The sequence below is a fragment of the Microbacterium sp. GXF7504 genome (genome assembly GCF_054798235.1).
Genome location: NZ_JBSJZI010000006.1, coordinates 1 through 16770 on the forward strand (window position 1 = coordinate 1; position 16770 = coordinate 16770).

Sequence of the window (16770 nt, forward strand, 5' to 3'; positions counted from 1 at the left end):
CGGGACGCGAAGGATGCGGTGAAGGCCGCGGTCATGCTCGAGGACGTGGCCCGCACGGTGCACATCGCGAAGCAGGGTGGCGAGCTCATCCCGATCCCGCAGGAATCCATCGACCGGCTCTACGACCGGTACCAGAACGTCTACGGACAGGCTTCGGATCCGCGGCGCTGACGCACCGCATCCGCTCCCACAACTGAACACCCGAGCACAACTGAACATCGCACCATGACGACGATGTCCATGAAAGGAAACACAGTGAACGGCAAGAAGATCCTGCTCACGGCTGCAGCCGTGTCGGTCAGTGCCCTCGCCCTCGCCGGCTGCTCCAACGCCGGCGGCGACTCCTCGGGCGGCGGTGACGGCGGCCTCATCGGCGTCGCCATGCCGACCAAGAGCTCCGAGCGTTGGATCCAGGACGGCAACGCCGTCAAGGAGCAGCTGGAGGCGGCGGGCTTCTCCGTCGACCTGCAGTACGCCGAGGACGACATCCCCACCCAGGTCTCGCAGATCGAGAACATGATCACCAAGGGCGCGGAGGCCCTGATCATCGCCTCCATCGACGGCACCACGCTCTCCGAGGTGCTGCAGAACGCCGCCGACGCCGACATCCCGGTGATCGCGTACGACCGCCTCATCCGCGACAGCGAGAACGTCGACTACTACGCGTCGTTCGACAACTTCGTCGTCGGCCAGCAGCAGGCGTGGTCGGTGCTCAACGGTCTCGGCCTCACCGAGCTCGACGGCACCGCGATCGAGGGCGCCCCCGCGGGCCCCTTCAACATCGAGCTGTTCGCCGGTTCGCCCGACGACAACAACGCCACGTTCTTCTGGGACGGCGCGATGGACGTGCTCGAGCCGCTCCTGGACGACGGCACGCTCGTCGTGCAGTCGGGTCAGACCAGCTTCCAGCAGGCGGCGACGCTGCGCTGGGACGGCGAGGCCGCCCAGAGCCGCATGGAGGACATCCTCACGGCGAACTACTCCGACGGCACGAAGGTCGACGCGGTGCTCTCGCCCTACGACGGCATCTCGCGCGGCATCATCTCGGCCCTCACCGACGCCGGGTACACCGTCGGCGCCGAGTGGCCGATCATCTCCGGCCAGGACGCCGAGCTCGACTCGGTGAAGGCCATCGTCGCCGGTGAGCAGTACGCCACCATCTTCAAGGACACCCGCAAGCTCGCGGAGGTCGCGGTCGACATGGCCACCGCGCTGCTGAACGGCGAGGAGCCCGAGGTCAACAACACCACGGACTACGACAACGGCGTGAAGGTCGTCCCGTCGTACCTGCTCGAGTCGCAGATCGTCGTCAAGGACAACATCACCGAGGTCCTCGTCGACTCCGGTTACTGGACCGAAGAAGAGATCAACGGCTAAGAACGACACACACCGACCGGGCGGCGAGGAATCCCCTCGCCGCCCGGTCCGGGCGGTCGACAAGGAGACACGAGACCTATGAACATCCTCGAGATGCGGGGGATCACCAAGACGTTCCCGGGCGTGAAGGCGCTCTCGAACGTCAACCTCGCGGTCGCGCGCGGCCAGGTCCACGCCATCTGCGGCGAGAACGGTGCCGGCAAGTCGACGCTGATGAAGGTGCTCTCCGGGGTCTACCCGCACGGCACCTACGACGGCGCGATCGTGTTCGAGGGCGAGGAGGTGGCGTTCAAGAACCTCCGCGACAGCGAGGCGAAGGGCATCGTCATCATCCACCAGGAGCTGGCGCTGAGCCCCTTCCTGTCGATCGCCGAGAACATCTTCCTCAACAACGAGCGCCGCAATCCGCTCGGCCTCATCGACTGGAACCACACGAACTTCGAGGCCGCGAAGCTCCTCGAGCGCGTGGGCCTGCGTGACAACCCCACCACGAAGATCAATCAGATCGGTGTCGGCAAGCAGCAGCTCGTGGAGATCGCCAAGGCGCTCTCCAAGGAGGTGAAGCTGCTCATCCTCGACGAGCCGACCGCCGCGCTGAACGACGAGGACTCCGCCCACCTGCTCGATCTCATCCTGCAGCTCAAGGAGCAGGGGATCACGTCGATCATCATCAGCCACAAGCTGAACGAGATCAAGAAGATCGCGGACACCGTCACCGTCATCCGCGACGGCAAGACGATCGAGACGATCGCCAAGGACGACGTCACCGAGGACCGCATCATCAAGGACATGGTCGGCCGTGACCTGGAGCACCGCTATCCGGACCACGAGCCGCACATCGGCGAGGAGCTCCTGCGCGTCGAGAACTGGACCGCCCACCACCCGCAGGACCCGACCCGCGTCGTCGTCGACGACGTGTCGATCACGGTCCGTGCCGGTGAGATCGTCGGCATCGCCGGCCTCATGGGCGCCGGCCGCACCGAGTTCGCCATGAGCCTGTTCGGGCACAGCTACGGCTCGCGCATCTCGGGCAAGGTGTTCATGCGCGGCAAGGAGATCAAGACGCGCACCGTCTCCGAGGCGATCGCCAACGGCCTCGCCTACGCGACCGAGGACCGCAAGACCTACGGGCTGAACCTCATCGAGGACATCAAGCGCAACATCTCGATGGCGTCGCTGAAGAAGCTCGAGAAGGCGGGCCTCGTCGACGACAACCAGGAGTACAAGGTCGCGAACGACTTCCGTCGCGACATGAACATCAAGGCCCCCAGCGTCCTGGCCAAGACCGGCAAGCTCTCCGGCGGCAACCAGCAGAAGGTCGTGCTGTCGAAGTGGATCTACTCCGACCCCGACGTGCTGATCCTCGACGAGCCCACCCGAGGCATCGACGTCGGTGCCAAGTACGAGATCTACACGATCATCAACCGCCTGGCGGCGCAGGGGAAGGGGATCATCGTGATCTCCTCCGAGCTGCCCGAGCTCCTCGGCATCAGCGACCGCGTGTACGCCCTCTCCGAGGGGCGCATCACCGGTGAACTGCCGATCGAGCAGGCGACCCCCGAATCCGTCCTCAAGCTCATGACCATGGAGAAGGCCCGCTGACGCGGCCTGCAGGAGACACGCTCATGTCCAACACCGATCTCAAGACCGACTCGACGGCCGCCGGCGGCCTCGTCAACCCGGCGGAGAACAAGTTCACCCGCTGGCTGAGCACCGTGCTCAGCGACCTGGGCAAGAACGGCATCTTCATCGCGCTCATCGCGGTCGTGGTGCTCTTCGCCGTGCTCACCAACGGCATCCTGCTGCGCCCGCAGAACATCTCGAACCTCGTCGTGCAGAACGGGTACATCCTCGTCCTCGCGATCGGCATGGTCATGGTGATCATCGCCGGCCACATCGACCTGTCGGTCGGTTCGGTCGCGGCGTTCGTCGGCGCCGTGTCCGGTGTGTTCGCCGTGCAGTGGGGGATGCCGTGGTGGCTCGCCATCGTGCTCTCGCTCGTCATCGGCGCCGCCGTGGGCGCCTGGCAGGGCTTCTGGATCGCCTTCGTCGGCATCCCGGCGTTCATCGTGACCCTCGCCGGCATGCTCATCTTCCGCGGTCTCGCGCTCGTCGTGCTCGGCAACGCGAACATCGGCTCCTTCCCGACCGAGTACCGCGCCCTCGGCAACGGCTTCCTCTCGGGCCTGTTCGGCGGCGGTGACGTCGACGTCTTCACGCTCGCCATCGCCGCGGTCGCGATCGTCGCGCTCATCGTGCAGCAGCTGCGCACCCGCGCCGGCCGCCTGAAGTACGGCCAGGACGTGGAGCCGCTCGTCTGGCTCATCGTGAAGCTCGTGCTCATCTCCGCGGTCATCGCGTTCTTCGCCTACTCGCTGGCCTCGTACAAGGGCATCCCGGTCACCCTGATCGTGCTCGCGATCCTCGTGCTCGCGTACGGCCTCGTGATGAACCGCACCGTGTTCGGCCGCCACATCTACGCCATCGGCGGCAACCGTCACGCCGCCGAGCTCTCGGGCATCAAGACCCGCCGCGTGGACTTCTGGCTGTTCGTGAACATGGGCTTCCTGGCCGCCCTCGCCGGTCTCATCTTCACCGCGCGCCTGAACCTCGCCGGCCCCAAGGCCGGTGACGGCTTCGAGCTCGAGGCCATCTCGGCCGCGTTCATCGGCGGCGCGGCGGTGCAGGGCGGTGTCGGCACGATCGGCGGCGCCATCATCGGTGGTCTCATCATCGGTGTGTTGAACAACGGCATGTCCATCATGGGCATCGGCATCGAGTGGCAGCAGGCCGTGAAGGGTCTCGTGCTGCTCCTCGCGGTCGCGTTCGACGTCTACAACAAGCGTCGCACCGGCAACTGAGCCGCGACCTCGCGCACGAAGGCCTCGCCCCCACGGGCGGGGCCTTCGTCGTGTGCGGCGTGGGCGCCGCATCCGCGCCCGTACTCGGCCCTGTGCTTCATCGCGCCCGTGCACAACTGCGGAGATGCCGCGCGACACGCCGTGTCGGCGCGGTCGCAGGGCGGCGTGTCGGGCACGACCTCCGCAGTTGTGCACGCGCGGGCCCGGATGCTGCGGCGGGCGGCGAGGGGCGGATGCTGCGGCGCGGGGGCGCGGGCGGGCGGACGCTGCGCGCGGAGCCGGCTCAGGCGTCGAGCAGGCGGCGGAGGTGGTGGGCGACCGCATCCGTCTCGATGAGGAAGCCGTCGTGGCCGAAGTCGCTCGTGATGACGGCCGCCTCGTCGCCGTCGAGGGAGTTCCGGATGCCGCGGGCGATGCGGTGCTGCCCGTCCACCGGGAAGAGGCGGTCGCTGTCGATGCCGAGCACGAGCGTGCGCGCGGTGACCCGGGCCAGGGCGTCCTCGACGCCGCCGCGGTCGCGGCCGACGTCGTGCGAGTTCATCGCCTCCACGAGCACGAGGTAGCTGTTCGCGTCGAACCGGCGGGTGAACTTGTTGCCGTGGAAGTCGAGGTAGGACTCCACGGCGAACCGTCCGCCCGCGCCGAACGGGCTCACCCCCGACTGCCACGAGCGCTGGAACCGCACGTTCAGCTCGGCGGGGCTGCGGTAGTTCAGGAGCGCCATGCGGCGGGCGAGGGAGAGGCCGCGGTGCGGGCCGTCGCCCGGGGCGGCGTCGTAGTACTCGCCGCCGGCGAATCCCGGGTCGATCCGGATGGCCTCGAGCTGCACCGAGTTCAGTGCGATCTGGTCGGCGGTGTTCGCCGGGGGAGCGGCGAGCACGGCGAGGCGCTCGAGCATCTCGGGATGGGTGACGCCCCACTCGAGGGCGTGCATGCCGCCCATCGAGCCGCCGACGACGGCGGCCCAGCGGTCGATGCCGAGGTGCTCGGTGAGGCGGCGCTGCGCCTCGACCTGGTCGCGGACGGTGAGGTAGGGGAAGCGCTGCGCCCACTCGTAGCCGTCGGAGGCGATGCTCGCGGGACCGGTCGAACCCTGGCAGCCGCCGAGCATGTTCGGGGCGACCACGAACCAGCGGTCGGTGTCGATCGCGGCCCCGGGGCCGACGATGTCCTGCCACCAGCCGGCGGTGGGATGGCCGGGGCCCGCGTCGCCGCGGACGTGGCTGTCGCCGGTGAGGGCGTGCAGGAGCAGGATCGCGTTGTCGCGCTCGGGGTTCAGCTCGCCCCAGGTCTCGTAGGCGATGCGGAACAGCGGCAGGTGCCCGCCGCCCTCGGCGCGGAAGTCGCGGAAGGTCGCGAAGCGGCGGTCACCGATCGGGTCGCCGTCACGCCAGGCGCCGGTCGCGGGCGGGCGGCCGCGCAGCAGCCGGGCGTCGGCCTCCGTCACCGGGGCGCTGGGCACCGTGTCCTCGGAGGTCTGCCAATCCATGACCTCCATTCTCCCGGAGCGGGCGCCGCATCCCGTCCGTGTTACGACGGCGGCTGCCGCCGCATCCGCCGCGCGCTCGACGGTTCGGCGGATGCTGCGGGAACGACGGACGCCCCGGAACCCGTGGCGGGGTTCCGGGGCATCCGGATGCGGGACAAGCCCGCGTGCGCGATCAGGCGCGGGCGGCCTCCACGACCTGGCGGGCGGCGTCGAGCGCCTGCGCGAGGTCGGCCTTGAGGTCGTCGACGTTCTCGATGCCGACCGAGAGGCGCACCAGGCCCGGGGTGACACCGGCGGTGAGCTGCTGCTCGGGGGTCAGCTGCGAGTGCGTCGTGGACGCGGGGTGGATGACGAGCGAGCGCACGTCGCCGATGTTGGCGAGGTGGCTGAACAGCTGCAGGCTGTTCACGAACTCGCGACCGGCCTGCACGCCGCCCTTCAGCTCGAAGGAGAGCACCGCGCCGACGCCCTTGGGCGCGTAGGTGTTCGCGTTCGCGTACCACGGCGAGGTGGGCAGACCCGAGTAGTTGACCGAGGCGACGTCGTCGCGGTTCTCGAGCCACTCGGCGATCTCCTGCGCGTTCTGCACGTGACGCTCGATGCGCAGCGACAGGGTCTCGATGCCCTGCAGCAGCAGCCAGGCCGAGATCGGGGAGATCGCGGCGCCGAGGTCGCGGAGCAGCTGCACGCGGGCCTTGGTGATGTAGGCCGCGGCGTCGCCCAGCGCGCCGGTGTAGCTGAGGCCGTGGTACGACGGGTCGGGCTCGGTCAGCTCGGCGAACTTCTCGACGTGCTCGGACCAGGCGAACGTGCCGCCGTCGACGATGACGCCGCCGATGGTGGTGCCGTGGCCGCCGAGGAACTTCGTGGCCGAGTGCACGACGATGTCGGCACCGTGCTCGAACGGACGGATGAGGTACGGCGTCGCGATCGTGTTGTCGACGATGAGCGGCACGCCCGCCTCGTGCGCGATCGAGGAGACCGTCTTGATGTCGAGGACGTTGATCTTCGGGTTGCCGACGGTCTCGCCGAAGAACAGCTTCGTGTTCGGGCGGACGGCGCGGCGCCACTCCTCGGGGTCGTCCTGGTTCTCGACGAAGGTGGTCTCGATGCCGAGCTTCGCGAGCGTGTACTTGAAGAGGTTGTAGGTGCCGCCGTAGATCGAGCTGGACGAGACGATGTGGTCGCCGGCGCCCGCGATGTTCAGCACCGCGAAGGTCTCCGCCGCCTGGCCGGAGGCGACCAGCAGCGCGCCCGAGCCGCCCTCGAGCGCAGCGATGCGCTCCTCGACGACCGACTGCGTCGGGTTGATGATGCGGGTGTACACGTTGCCCGGCTCGGCCAGCGAGAACAGGTTCGCCGCGTGGTCCGCGTTGTCGAACACGTACGACGTGGTCTGGTAGATCGGCGTGGCGCGCGACTTGGTGGTCGGGTCCGGGGCAGCGCCGGAGTGGACCTGCTTGGTCTCGAAACGCCAGTTCTCGGGTGCGGACATTGCGTACTCCTGAAGTTCGTGAGTCGGCGCGGCGGGTGTCCGCGGCCGTCACCGAGACTACGGATGCCGCCGGTCCGCGACAACGCGGCGGACACGGTGCGTAACACGCCGCTACGGTGGGGGCATGAGCAGACGCGCAGTGGTGACGGGGGCCAGTTCGGGCATCGGGGAGGCCACGGCGCGGATGCTGCGGGAGCGCGGCTGGGACGTCGTCGCGGTCGCGCGGCGCGCGGACCGGCTGGCGGCCCTCGAGGAGGAGACCGGCGCGGTCGCATTCGCCGCGGACCTGACCGTCGAGGCGGACGTCGAGGCGCTCGCCACCTGGCTCGAGGAGAGCGGTCCGGTCCATGCGCTCGTGCACATCGCGGGCGGCGCCCGCGGCGCCGATCGGGTCGAGGACGGCGACCCCGACCAGTGGCGCTGGATGTTCGAGGCGAACGTGCTCTCCGCGCAGCGACTCGTCGCGTACCTGCTGCCGCAGCTGCGGCGGGCTGCCGCATCCGACGGGCACGCCGACACCCTGTTCCTCACCTCGACCGCCGCGCAGACCGCCTACCCGGGCGGTGCCGGCTACAACGCGTCGAAGGCGGGGGAGTCGATGATCGCCGGCGCGCTCCGGCTCGAACTGAACGGCGAGCCCATCCGGGTGATCGAGGTCGCGCCGGGCATGGTGCAGACCCCGGAGTTCACGCTGCGCCGGCTGGGTGGCGACGCGAACGCCGCCGAGGCGGTCTACGAGGGCGTCGAGGCGCCACTCACTGCGGAGGACGTGGCCGACGTCGTCGTGTACGCGCTGAACGCCCCCGGGCACGTCAACCTCGACCTCATCACCATGCGTCCGGTGGCCCAGTCCGCGCAGCATCTGCTGGCCCGCGGACCGCTCCGCGTGCGGGAGGCGTGACCGGCGGGGACGCGCATTCGCGCGGGTGCGCGCGCCCTAAGCTGGGGTGGTGAGTGAAGCGGTTGCGCAGGAGCGCGAACATCTGACCTGGGACGCATTCGGAGAGGCCTCGCGGGACATCGCGCGCGCCATCATCGCCGACGGGTTCGTGCCGGAGGTCGTCGTCGCGATCGCCCGCGGCGGGCTCCTGCCCGGCGGCGCGATCGCCTACGGCCTCGGCATCAAGAACTGCGGTGCCATCAACGTCGAGTTCTACACCGGCATCGGCACCGTGCTGGACGCGCCCGAGCTCCTCCCACCCGAGCTCGACATGACCTACCTCAATGGCCGCCGCGTGCTCCTCGTCGACGACGTCGCCGACAGCGGCCGCACCCTCGACCTCGCGGTCCGCCTGCTCACCGAGCAGGGTGCCGACGTGCGCTCCGCCGTGATCTACACGAAGCCCACCACCATCATCCAGCCCGACTACTCGTGGAAGGCCACGGACCTGTGGATCGACTTCCCGTGGTCGTGGAAGGGGTCGGTCGTGGAAGAGGACGCCGGCCTGCAGGCCTCCGCCTGATCGCATGCCCAAGACGCTCCCCGAGCTCGCCGAGGCCGGCCTGATCGACGCCGGCTGGGCGGCGGCGCTCGCGCCCGTCGCGGACGACATCGCGGCGCTCGGGGAACGGCTGCGCGCCGAGACGGCGGGTCGCGGGTACCTGCCCACCGGCGACCGGGTGCTGCGCGCGTTCCGCCGGCCGATGGCGGACGTGCGCGTGCTCGTCGTCGGGCAGGACCCGTACCCGACCCCAGGGCACCCGATCGGCCTGTCGTTCGCGGTGGACGCGGACGTCCGTCCGCTGCCGCGGAGCCTCGCGAACATCTACCGCGAGCTCTCCGACGACCTCGGCATCCCGCCGGCGCCGCACGGCGACCTGTCGGCGTGGAGCGACCAGGGTGTGATGCTGCTGAACCGAGTGCTCACCGTCGCCCCCGGCACCCCCGCATCCCACCGCGGATGGGGCTGGGAGCGCGTGACCGAGCACGCCATCCGTGCGCTCGTCGCCCGGGACGCGCCGCTGGTCGCGGTGCTCTGGGGCAACGACGCACGTGGATTGAAGCCGATGCTCGGCGCCACCCCGGTGGTCGAGTCGCCGCATCCGTCACCGCTGTCCGCATCCCGCGGGTTCTTCGGGTCGCGCCCGTTCTCGCAGGTGAACGCGCTGCTCGAGCAGCAGGGGGCTGCGCCGGTCGACTGGCGCATCCCGGCGTAGGATCTTCGCCATGCTCGAGGAGGAATACGAGAAGCGTCGCCGGTTGCCGCGGCACCTGCGCCCGGCGCGTCCGGAACCGGAGTTCTCGTACGAGATCCGTCCCGCGAAGCCCGCGGACATCCCCGACATCCGCGAGATCTACAACTACTACGTCACCAACTCGGTCGTCACCTTCGACGAGAAGCGCTGGACGCTGAAGCAGTGGCGCGAGAAGTTCGACCACCTCGCGAAGCTCGACCTGCCGTTCCTCGTCGCGCAGTCCGCATCCGGGCAGGTGCTCGGCTACGCGCTCGTGCAGCCGTGGGCCGGGAAATCGGCGTACCGGTACACGGTGGAGAACTCGATCTACCTCGGGCAGGCGGCATCCGGTCGCGGCCTCGGCCGTGCCCTGCTGCAGGCGCTCATCGACGCGTGCGAGGCGAAGGGCATCCGGGAGATCGTCGCCGTCATCAGCGACAAGGGTGCGGAGTCCTCGATCGCGCTGCACGAGAAGATGGGCTTCGTCGAGGTCGGGCGGATGGGTCGCGTCGGCTTCAAGTTCGGCCGCTGGCTCGGCACGGTATACCTGCAGAAGTCGCTGAAGCCGCAGAAGAAGCGTCGCCTGTTCGGCCGCTGACGAGCGGCCGCGGCCGGGCGTTGCCGTTGCCGGCGCCCGGTGCCCGCTGATCGTTGAATCGGCGGAACGGATGGAACGACATGCCCGCCTCAGAACGGTGGCGGCTCGGTGTCGGTGTCGGTGCCGGTGCCGGTGCGGGTGTCCGTGCCGGTGTCGGGGGTGAAGGTGACGGTGGCGGGTGGTCGGTCGTGGTGGGTGCGTCCGGTGGGGCTTCGCCATTCGATGACGCCGCCACGGCGTTGTCGCACGGTCCACGCGGTGTGGTGTTTGAGGGTGTGGTGGCGTCGGCAGAGGTGGGCGAGGTTGTGGACGCTGGTCTTCCCGCCGAGGGCGGCGTCGATGGTGTGGTCGAGGTCGGCGCCGCGGGCGAGGCGCCGGCAGCCGGGGAATCGGCAGTGTTCGTCGCGGGCGCGGAGGAGGCGTTTGAGGGCTTCGGGTGGCCGGTACCGGTCGACGTCGAGGACGGTGCCGGCGGAGGGGTGGGTGAGGACCCGGTCCCAGCCGGATGCTGCCCCGACGAGGCGTTTCGCGGTGTCGGGGTCGATGGGGCCGTGCCCGGCCAGCAGTGCGGGTGCGGTGCCGGTGCCGGCGGCGGTGAGGACCGGGACGGTGATCTGCACGTGCCCGGTGACCGCGGTCAGCCCGTCGCCGTGGGCGATGGTGCCGCCGGCCAGGAGGAGGTCGGCGAGCACGTCCGCCCGGAGCTGATCCAGCGTCCGCGGATCCCCGCGGCCGGTGACGGGTGGGGTGCCGAGCCTGCCGCGTCGGGCCGGGCGGGTGGCGTCGGTCACGAACGTGGTGACGTCGTCGTGCTCGCGGTCGTTATCGGGGCGGGGCGTGTGCTCGGTGGTGCCGCTGGCGTCGCCGGCGTCGTCGGCAGGGACCGAGCCTCCAGCACCGGGCGAAGGAGTCGCCTCGCGGTCCGTGGCGGCCGCGTCGGGGCCATCCACCGCGTCGCCGTCGCCGTCGCCGTCGCGGGCGGTGGTGGCCATGCGGGTGAGCCGGTCGTGGATCGCGTAGGCGAGGGTCGCGGGAAGGTCCGCGAGCAGCCGGGCGAACCCGTCGTCCAGGTCGATCACCCGTACCCGGCGTTCCGCGTGCCGTTCCGCCACCCGTTCGGCCGCGCCGTCCGGGTCGATGCGGGCGGCGACGACCCGGGTGATGTGCCGCATCCGCCCGGCGGCTTCCGTCCGTGCCGCGTCCAGCACGATCTGCTCGTATCGTTCCCGGTGCTCCGGGGTCAGCGGGATCCCCGCGTTCAGGATTGCGGCCACCTGCCCCGCATCGACCTCGCCCCGCTCCCACGCCGCGGTCGTGGCGGGGAACCCGGACCGCAGCGACGCGGCGTCACCGAGGCGGCGTTGCACCGCCGCATCCGACAGTCGCAGCGCGGTCGCGAGCTCCGCGCATACCTCCCGCAACGGGATGTCACTCTCACCGAGCCGGCCCTCCGCGCGCAGCGCCGCCTGCCGTTCCAGCACCAGCTCCACCGCATCCGCGAACACCCGCGCTTCCGCGGCCTGCGCGACCGCGACCGCACGATGCGCTGCCGCAGCATCCCGCACCAGCGCCTTCAGCCGGTCGAGATGCCCGGTGCCCGTGCCCATGATCGCTCCTCATCCCACCACCCATCCGGGTGGCATCGGGGTCGCACGAAATGGGCACGTGTGCGGCGGTTCCTGATACCCGACACACTACGCCGGGCCTCCGACATCGACCCCGAGACCGCCGCACACCAGCGGCTTCGATCGCACCGATACGCGGTTCGACGTCCACGGGGAGCGCACGACCGGGGCGCCGCGTGAACGGTCAGCGGCTGGCGACGCCCGGGTCGATCGTGGGGATGGAGGCGAGCAGGCGCCGGGTGTACGCCGCCTGCGGCTGGAGGAGCACCTTCTCGGTCGGGCCCTCCTCGACGACCGCGCCGTCCTTCATGACGACCACGTCGTCGCACAGGTTCTGCACCACGCCGATGTCGTGCGACACCATCACCATCGTCAGCGACTCCTCGGCCCGCAGCCGCGTGAGCAGCCCCAGGATCTGCGCGCGCACGGTGACATCGAGCGCGGAGAGCGGCTCGTCGCCCACGAGCAGGCGCGGCCGGTGCACGATCGCCCGGGCGAGGGCGATCCGCTGCCGCTGCCCGCCGGAGAACTCGTGCGGATACCGGTCGGCGGCCGCGGCGTCGAGCCCCACCTGCGCGAGCACCTCCCGTACCCGCGCCCGCCGGTCGCCCGGCACATCGAGCGCCCACAGCGGCTCGCCCACGATGCGGCCCACCGACATCCGGGGGTCGAGTGAGGCGTAGGGGTCCTGGAACACGATGCCGGTCTGCCGCCGCAGCCAGTGCAGGGCGCGCGCGGACGAGCGCGCGTCGACCGCCTTCCCGTCGAATTCGACCGTGCCGGCGGTGGGCACATCGAGCGCGAGCAGCAACCGGATGAGGGTGGACTTGCCGCTGCCGGACTCGCCGATGACCCCGAGCACGGTGCCCTCGTCCACGTCGACGTCCACGTCCACGAGGGCGTCCGTCGTGCGGCGGGGTTCGAACAGGCTCGCCCTGGGCGCGGTGTAGCGCCGGGTCAGCCCCCGTGCGCGCAGCAACGTGCTCATGCCGCACCCCCGTCCGTGCCCTCGGGCCGCCACAGCGTCGCCGTCGCATCGCGCAGGAGCCCCTGCGTGACGGGGGAGCGCGGGGCCGTGAGCAGCTCGGCGACGGGGGCATCCTCGACGACGCGCCCGCGCTCCAGCACGATCCCGTGCGTCGCGATCTGCGAGAGCACCGCCAGGTCGTGCGTGATGAACACGAGCGACATCCCCGCATCCCGCACGAGTCCCGACAGGAGCGTGAGGATCTCGGCCTGGATGGTGACGTCGAGCGCCGTGGTCGGTTCGTCCGCGATGAGCAGCCGCGGCTCGGCCGCCAGCGCCATCGCGATGGAGACCCGCTGACGCTGCCCGCCGGAGAGCTGATGAGGGTAGCGGCGGACGAGGCGCTCCGGATCGGGCAACTGCACCCGGGCGGCCTCCGCGACGGCCCGCAGGCGGGCGGCCTTCCGGTCGAGCCGGCCGTGGATGCGGACCGACTCGGCGATCTGCCGACCCACCATGCGGATCGGGTTCAGCGACGTCTGCGGCTCCTGGAACACGATGCCGAGCTCGCTGCCGCGCAGGCGCGCCAGCTCGCGGTCGGGGAGGTTCAGGATCTCGCGGTCGTCCCACCTGACGCTGCCGCTCGCCTCGGCGCCCTCGGGGAGGAGCCCCAGGATCGCCAGCGCGGTCAGCGACTTGCCGGAACCGGACTCGCCGATGAGACCGAGCCGGGCGCCGTCGGGGACGTCGAACGACACCCCGTCGACGACCGTGCGGCCGTCGATCGAGACCGTGAGGCCGCGGACGCTGAGACTCATGCGACCACCTCCGGCACGTGGGTGCGGGCGACGCCCCGCCGGCGGGAGAGGGTGGGGTCGGTGGCGTCGCGCAGCCCGTCGCCGAGGAGGTTGAGCCCCAGCACGGTGAGCGCGATCGCGAGACCCGGCCACACCACCGACAGCGGATGCGCCGTGAGGTACTGCTGCAGCTGCGCGAGCAGCACGCCCCAGGACGGCTGGGTGACGGGCGCCCCGAAGCCGAGGTAGGACAGCCCCGCCTCGGCGAGCACGGCGACCGCCATGCCCCAGGAGAGCTGCACGATGAACACCGGTGCGACGTTCGGCAGCAGGTGCCGCACCAGGTTCTGCCCGGTGGACAGCCCCGACGCGCGGCCCGCGAGCACGTAGTCGCTGTGCCGCACCCGTCGCAGTTCGGGGCGGGTGACCCGGGCCACGTTCACGCCGAACCCGATGCCGACCGCCCACACCACGACCCAGAGCGACCCGCCCCACACGGCGGCGATCATCATGGCGATGAGCAGCACCGGGAACGCGATGAGGATGTCGACGAGCACCGCGACCGACTCCCGGACGAGGCGGACGGTCAGGGCGCCGAGGGCCGCGAGCGCGAGCCCCAGGAGGGTCGCCACGACCCCGGCGCCCACCGCGACCAGCACCGTGGTGCGGGCGCCCGCCATCATCAGGCTCGCGATGTCGCGACCGGTCGCATCGGTGCCGAGCACGTTCGGCCAGCCGGGGGCGGCCCAGCGGTTCGGCACGTCGGTGCGCTGCGGGTCGAACGGCGTCCAGACGAGCGAGACCGCGGCGGTCAGGACGACGAGCGCGACGACGATGACGCCGAATCGCCCGGTGGGCAGCGCCCACAACCGGCGGAACCACCCGGGCCGCGACGCGTCGCTCATGCCGCCTCCCGCTGCCTGGGGTCGATCGCCCGGTGCACGAGGTCGACGACGAATCCGATCACGAGCACGAACGCGGTGAGCACGAGCAGCTCGCCCTGCACCTTCGGCAGGTCGCGGGCGCCGACGTCGGCCACCAGCATCCGGCCGATCCCGGGGAGCGCGAACAGTTGCTCGATGACGACCGCGCCCACCACGATGCCCGCGACCTGGAGGCCCAGCACGGTGATGACCGACAGCCCCACGTTCGGCAGGCCGTGCCGGAGGAGCGCCTGCGTGCGGGTGAGTCCCTTCGCGGCGGCGGTGCGGACGTAGTCCTGCCCGACCGCCTGCAGGGTCGCGCTGCGGACGAACCGCAGCAGCATCGCGCCCTCGACGACGCCGATCGTGATCGCCGGCAGCAGGAGCGCCCGCAACGCCGCGCCGGGATCCGCCCACCCGGATCGCGGGAAGCCCTGGGCGGGGAGCCAGCCGAGCCACACGGCGAACACCACGACGAGCATCATGCCCGCCCAGACGACCGGCACCGCCGCGAGCGCCTGCGCGCCCACGCCGAGCGCCGTGCCGGAGGCGTGCCCGCGGCGCATGGCCGAGAGCACGCCGAGCGGGATGCTGATCACCAGCGCGATCGTCAGCGACAACGCACCGAGGGGGAACGTGACGCGCGCCTTCTGCGCGAGCTCGTCCGCGACCGGCGTGCCCGTCACGAGCGAACGGCCGAGGTCTCCGCGCAGCACGCCGCCGATCCACTCCGCGTACTGTGCGGGCCAGGGGCGGCCGAGCCCGAGCCGGTCGGAGATCGCCGCGACCTGCGCGGGCGTCGCGCTCGTGCCGGCGATCATCTGCGCCACGTCACCCGGCAGCAGCCGGAGCGTCACGAAGATGAGCACACTGGCGACGAACAGACCCAGCACGAGCAGGGTCAGTCGTGCCAGTGCGTACCGGATCACCCGTCGCTCTTGGCCAGCTTCGACACGTCGAGGCGCTCGTTGACGTTCACACTCGGCATCCCGGTGATGTTCGTCGCCACGGCCACGATCGACGCGCTGTTGATGATCCAGTCGGCGCCGGCGTCCTCGGACACGATGCGCGCCGCCTGGGCGAGGAGGTCGGCCGCCTCGGCCTCGTCGGTCGCGGCGATCGCCTTCGCGTACAGCTCCTGCACCTCGGGGTTGTCGTAGGTGAAGTAGTAGTCCGGGTTCGCCCAGTTCTCGAAGTCGCGCGCCTCGGTGTGCAGCACGAAGCTCAGCTCGTAGTCCTTGTTCAGGTACACGTCGTTCAGCCAGGTGGGGAAGTCCACGGACTTCACGTTGAGGCTGATGCCCACCTCGTCGAGGTCGGACACGAGCAACTGCGGGATGGTGCTGGAGTACCAGTTGCCGATCGTCAGCGTCAGGTCGAGATCCTCGTAGCCGGCCTCGGCGAGCAGCGCCTTCGCGGCCTTCGGGTCGTACGGGGCGACGTCGGAGAGGTCCTCGTAGCCCGGGTCGAGCGACGGGATCGGGCCGTACAGGGTCTCGCCGGCGCCGGCCGCCTCGACGAAGGCGTCGTGGTCGATCGCCTGGCGGATCGCCTGGCGGACGCGCTGGTCGGCGAGGGGTCCCTCGGTCTGGTTGAACGCGAGCGTGCCCTTGTCGGTGGACTCGCCGATCTGCAGCTCGAAGTCGCCGTTCGCCTCGATCTGGTCGGCGAGGCTCGCGTCGAACCCGGTGACGACGTCGAGCTCACCGGCGAGGGCGGCGTTCAGCGCGGTCTGCGTGTCCGGGATGATCACGAACACGACCTCGGCGGCCGCGGCGGGCTCGCCCCAATAGCCGTCGTAACGGGCGAGGGTCACGCTGTCGCCCTGGGTCCAGTCGGCGAGGGTGAACGGACCCGTGCCGTTCGCGGCGGTCTGGTAGTCGACGCCGTCGCCCTCTTTGAGGATGATGCCGGGACGGCCGGTGAGCTCCCACAGCAGCGACGAGTTCGGCTGCGACAGGGTCAGCGTGACCTCCTGCCCCTCGGCCGAGATCGACGTCACGTCGGCGAGCGCCGCCGCGCGGATCCAGTCCGCGTTGTCGCGGTGCTGCTCGAGCGACCACACGACGTCCTGCGGGGTGAGCTCCTGGCCGTCGTGGAACGTGACGCCCTCGCGCACCTCGAAGGTGTAGGTCAGGCCGTCGTCGGACACGGTCCAGTCGGTCGCGAGCGCGGGGACGATCTCCTGCTCGGGGGTGCGGGCGACGAGGCCCTGGTAGACGTTGTCCACGAGGATCTGGTCGAGCGGTGCGCCCGAGGTGATCCGCACGTCGAGGTCGTTCGGGGCCAGGGCGAGCCGGACCGTGACGGTCGCGTCGGGGTCGACGGCGCCGGTGCCGGTCGAGTCGCCGCTGCCGGAGCACGCGGTCAGGGTCAGTGAGGCTGCGGCCACGAGCGCGGCGGCTGCCAGAAGGGTGCGGCGGAGCATGCGCGTCCTTTCGCCCGAAATCGGGCTTGTGATTC

Annotated in this window: 15 protein-coding genes and 1 pseudogene; 8 read left to right on the forward strand and 8 right to left on the reverse strand. The window is 70.7% G+C overall.

Features of this window, described 5'->3' with window-relative positions:
• The 4 genes and pseudogenes from ACWAUO_RS13845 to mmsB form a co-directional block, all read left to right on the forward strand.
• Positions 1 to 171: pseudogene (locus ACWAUO_RS13845) on the forward strand (L-ribulose-5-phosphate 4-epimerase); the annotation flags it as partial.
• 69 nt (positions 172 to 240) lie between these two features.
• Entirely contained in the window at positions 241 to 1377 is a 1137-nt protein-coding gene (gene chvE, locus ACWAUO_RS13850; RefSeq protein WP_460776242.1) for a multiple monosaccharide ABC transporter substrate-binding protein, read from the forward strand.
• A gap of 78 nt (positions 1378 to 1455) precedes the next feature.
• Positions 1456 to 2979: a multiple monosaccharide ABC transporter ATP-binding protein gene (gene mmsA / locus ACWAUO_RS13855; protein ID WP_460776244.1), complete on the forward strand. Its 1524-nt coding sequence runs from the start codon at positions 1456 to 1458 to the stop codon at positions 2977 to 2979.
• 23 nt (positions 2980 to 3002) lie between these two features.
• On the forward strand, positions 3003 to 4238 hold the full coding sequence (mmsB, locus tag ACWAUO_RS13860) for a multiple monosaccharide ABC transporter permease (RefSeq protein ID WP_460776245.1): 1236 nt from the start codon (positions 3003 to 3005) through the stop codon (positions 4236 to 4238).
• A 283-nt stretch (positions 4239 to 4521) separates the two neighbouring features.
• Here the strand turns inward: mmsB and metX are convergent, their stop codons facing one another.
• The gene (gene metX, locus ACWAUO_RS13865; RefSeq protein WP_460776247.1) at positions 4522 to 5727 is read right to left on the reverse strand and encodes a homoserine O-acetyltransferase MetX; all 1206 of its coding nucleotides are present in this window, start codon (positions 5725 to 5727) and stop codon (positions 4522 to 4524) included.
• Between the two features lie 172 nt (positions 5728 to 5899).
• Positions 5900 to 7222 (reverse strand): bifunctional o-acetylhomoserine/o-acetylserine sulfhydrylase, encoded by a 1323-nt coding sequence (locus ACWAUO_RS13870; RefSeq protein ID WP_460776248.1) that lies wholly within the window; start codon positions 7220 to 7222, stop codon positions 5900 to 5902.
• 124 nt (positions 7223 to 7346) lie between these two features.
• Here ACWAUO_RS13870 and ACWAUO_RS13875 point away from each other — a divergent pair, with 124 nt between their 5' ends.
• Genes ACWAUO_RS13875 through ACWAUO_RS13890 form a run of 4 tightly spaced genes read left to right on the forward strand, consistent with a single transcriptional unit; the run spans position 7347 to position 9995 of the window.
• A complete protein-coding gene (locus ACWAUO_RS13875) occupies positions 7347 to 8123 on the forward strand; it encodes an SDR family oxidoreductase (RefSeq protein WP_460776250.1) in 777 nt (258 codons plus the stop codon).
• 49 nt (positions 8124 to 8172) lie between these two features.
• On the forward strand, positions 8173 to 8685 hold the full coding sequence (locus tag ACWAUO_RS13880) for a phosphoribosyltransferase (RefSeq protein ID WP_460776252.1): 513 nt from the start codon (positions 8173 to 8175) through the stop codon (positions 8683 to 8685).
• 4 nt (positions 8686 to 8689) lie between these two features.
• Entirely contained in the window at positions 8690 to 9379 is a 690-nt protein-coding gene (locus ACWAUO_RS13885) for a uracil-DNA glycosylase (RefSeq protein WP_460776253.1), read from the forward strand.
• A 10-nt stretch (positions 9380 to 9389) separates the two neighbouring features.
• Positions 9390 to 9995 carry a GNAT family N-acetyltransferase gene (locus ACWAUO_RS13890; protein WP_460776255.1) on the forward strand — a complete coding sequence of 202 codons (606 nt, stop codon included), beginning with the start codon at positions 9390 to 9392 and terminating at the stop codon, positions 9993 to 9995.
• Positions 9996 to 10084: 89 nt separating this feature from the next.
• On the opposite strand, the gene ACWAUO_RS13895 is transcribed toward ACWAUO_RS13890, so the two are convergent.
• The 6 genes from ACWAUO_RS13895 to ACWAUO_RS13920 all read right to left on the reverse strand — a co-directional run bounded on the left by ACWAUO_RS13895 (position 10085) and on the right by ACWAUO_RS13920 (position 16735).
• Positions 10085 to 11602 carry an HNH endonuclease signature motif containing protein gene (locus ACWAUO_RS13895; protein WP_460776256.1) on the reverse strand — a complete coding sequence of 506 codons (1518 nt, stop codon included), beginning with the start codon at positions 11600 to 11602 and terminating at the stop codon, positions 10085 to 10087.
• Between the two features lie 202 nt (positions 11603 to 11804).
• A complete protein-coding gene (locus ACWAUO_RS13900; protein WP_460776258.1) occupies positions 11805 to 12608 on the reverse strand; it encodes an ABC transporter ATP-binding protein in 804 nt (267 codons plus the stop codon).
• A complete protein-coding gene (locus ACWAUO_RS13905; protein WP_460776260.1) occupies positions 12605 to 13405 on the reverse strand; it encodes an ABC transporter ATP-binding protein in 801 nt (266 codons plus the stop codon). The genes ACWAUO_RS13900 and ACWAUO_RS13905 overlap by 4 nt, the downstream gene beginning before the upstream one ends.
• On the reverse strand, positions 13402 to 14289 hold the full coding sequence (locus ACWAUO_RS13910) for an ABC transporter permease (RefSeq protein ID WP_460776261.1): 888 nt from the start codon (positions 14287 to 14289) through the stop codon (positions 13402 to 13404). Before ACWAUO_RS13910 ends, ACWAUO_RS13905 begins: the two co-directional genes overlap by 4 nt.
• Entirely contained in the window at positions 14286 to 15236 is a 951-nt protein-coding gene (locus ACWAUO_RS13915; protein WP_460776262.1) for an ABC transporter permease, read from the reverse strand. The genes ACWAUO_RS13910 and ACWAUO_RS13915 overlap by 4 nt, the downstream gene beginning before the upstream one ends.
• Positions 15233 to 16735 (reverse strand): ABC transporter substrate-binding protein, encoded by a 1503-nt coding sequence (locus ACWAUO_RS13920; RefSeq protein WP_460776264.1) that lies wholly within the window; start codon positions 16733 to 16735, stop codon positions 15233 to 15235. The genes ACWAUO_RS13915 and ACWAUO_RS13920 overlap by 4 nt, the downstream gene beginning before the upstream one ends.
• Positions 16736 to 16770: the final 35 nt, after the last annotated feature.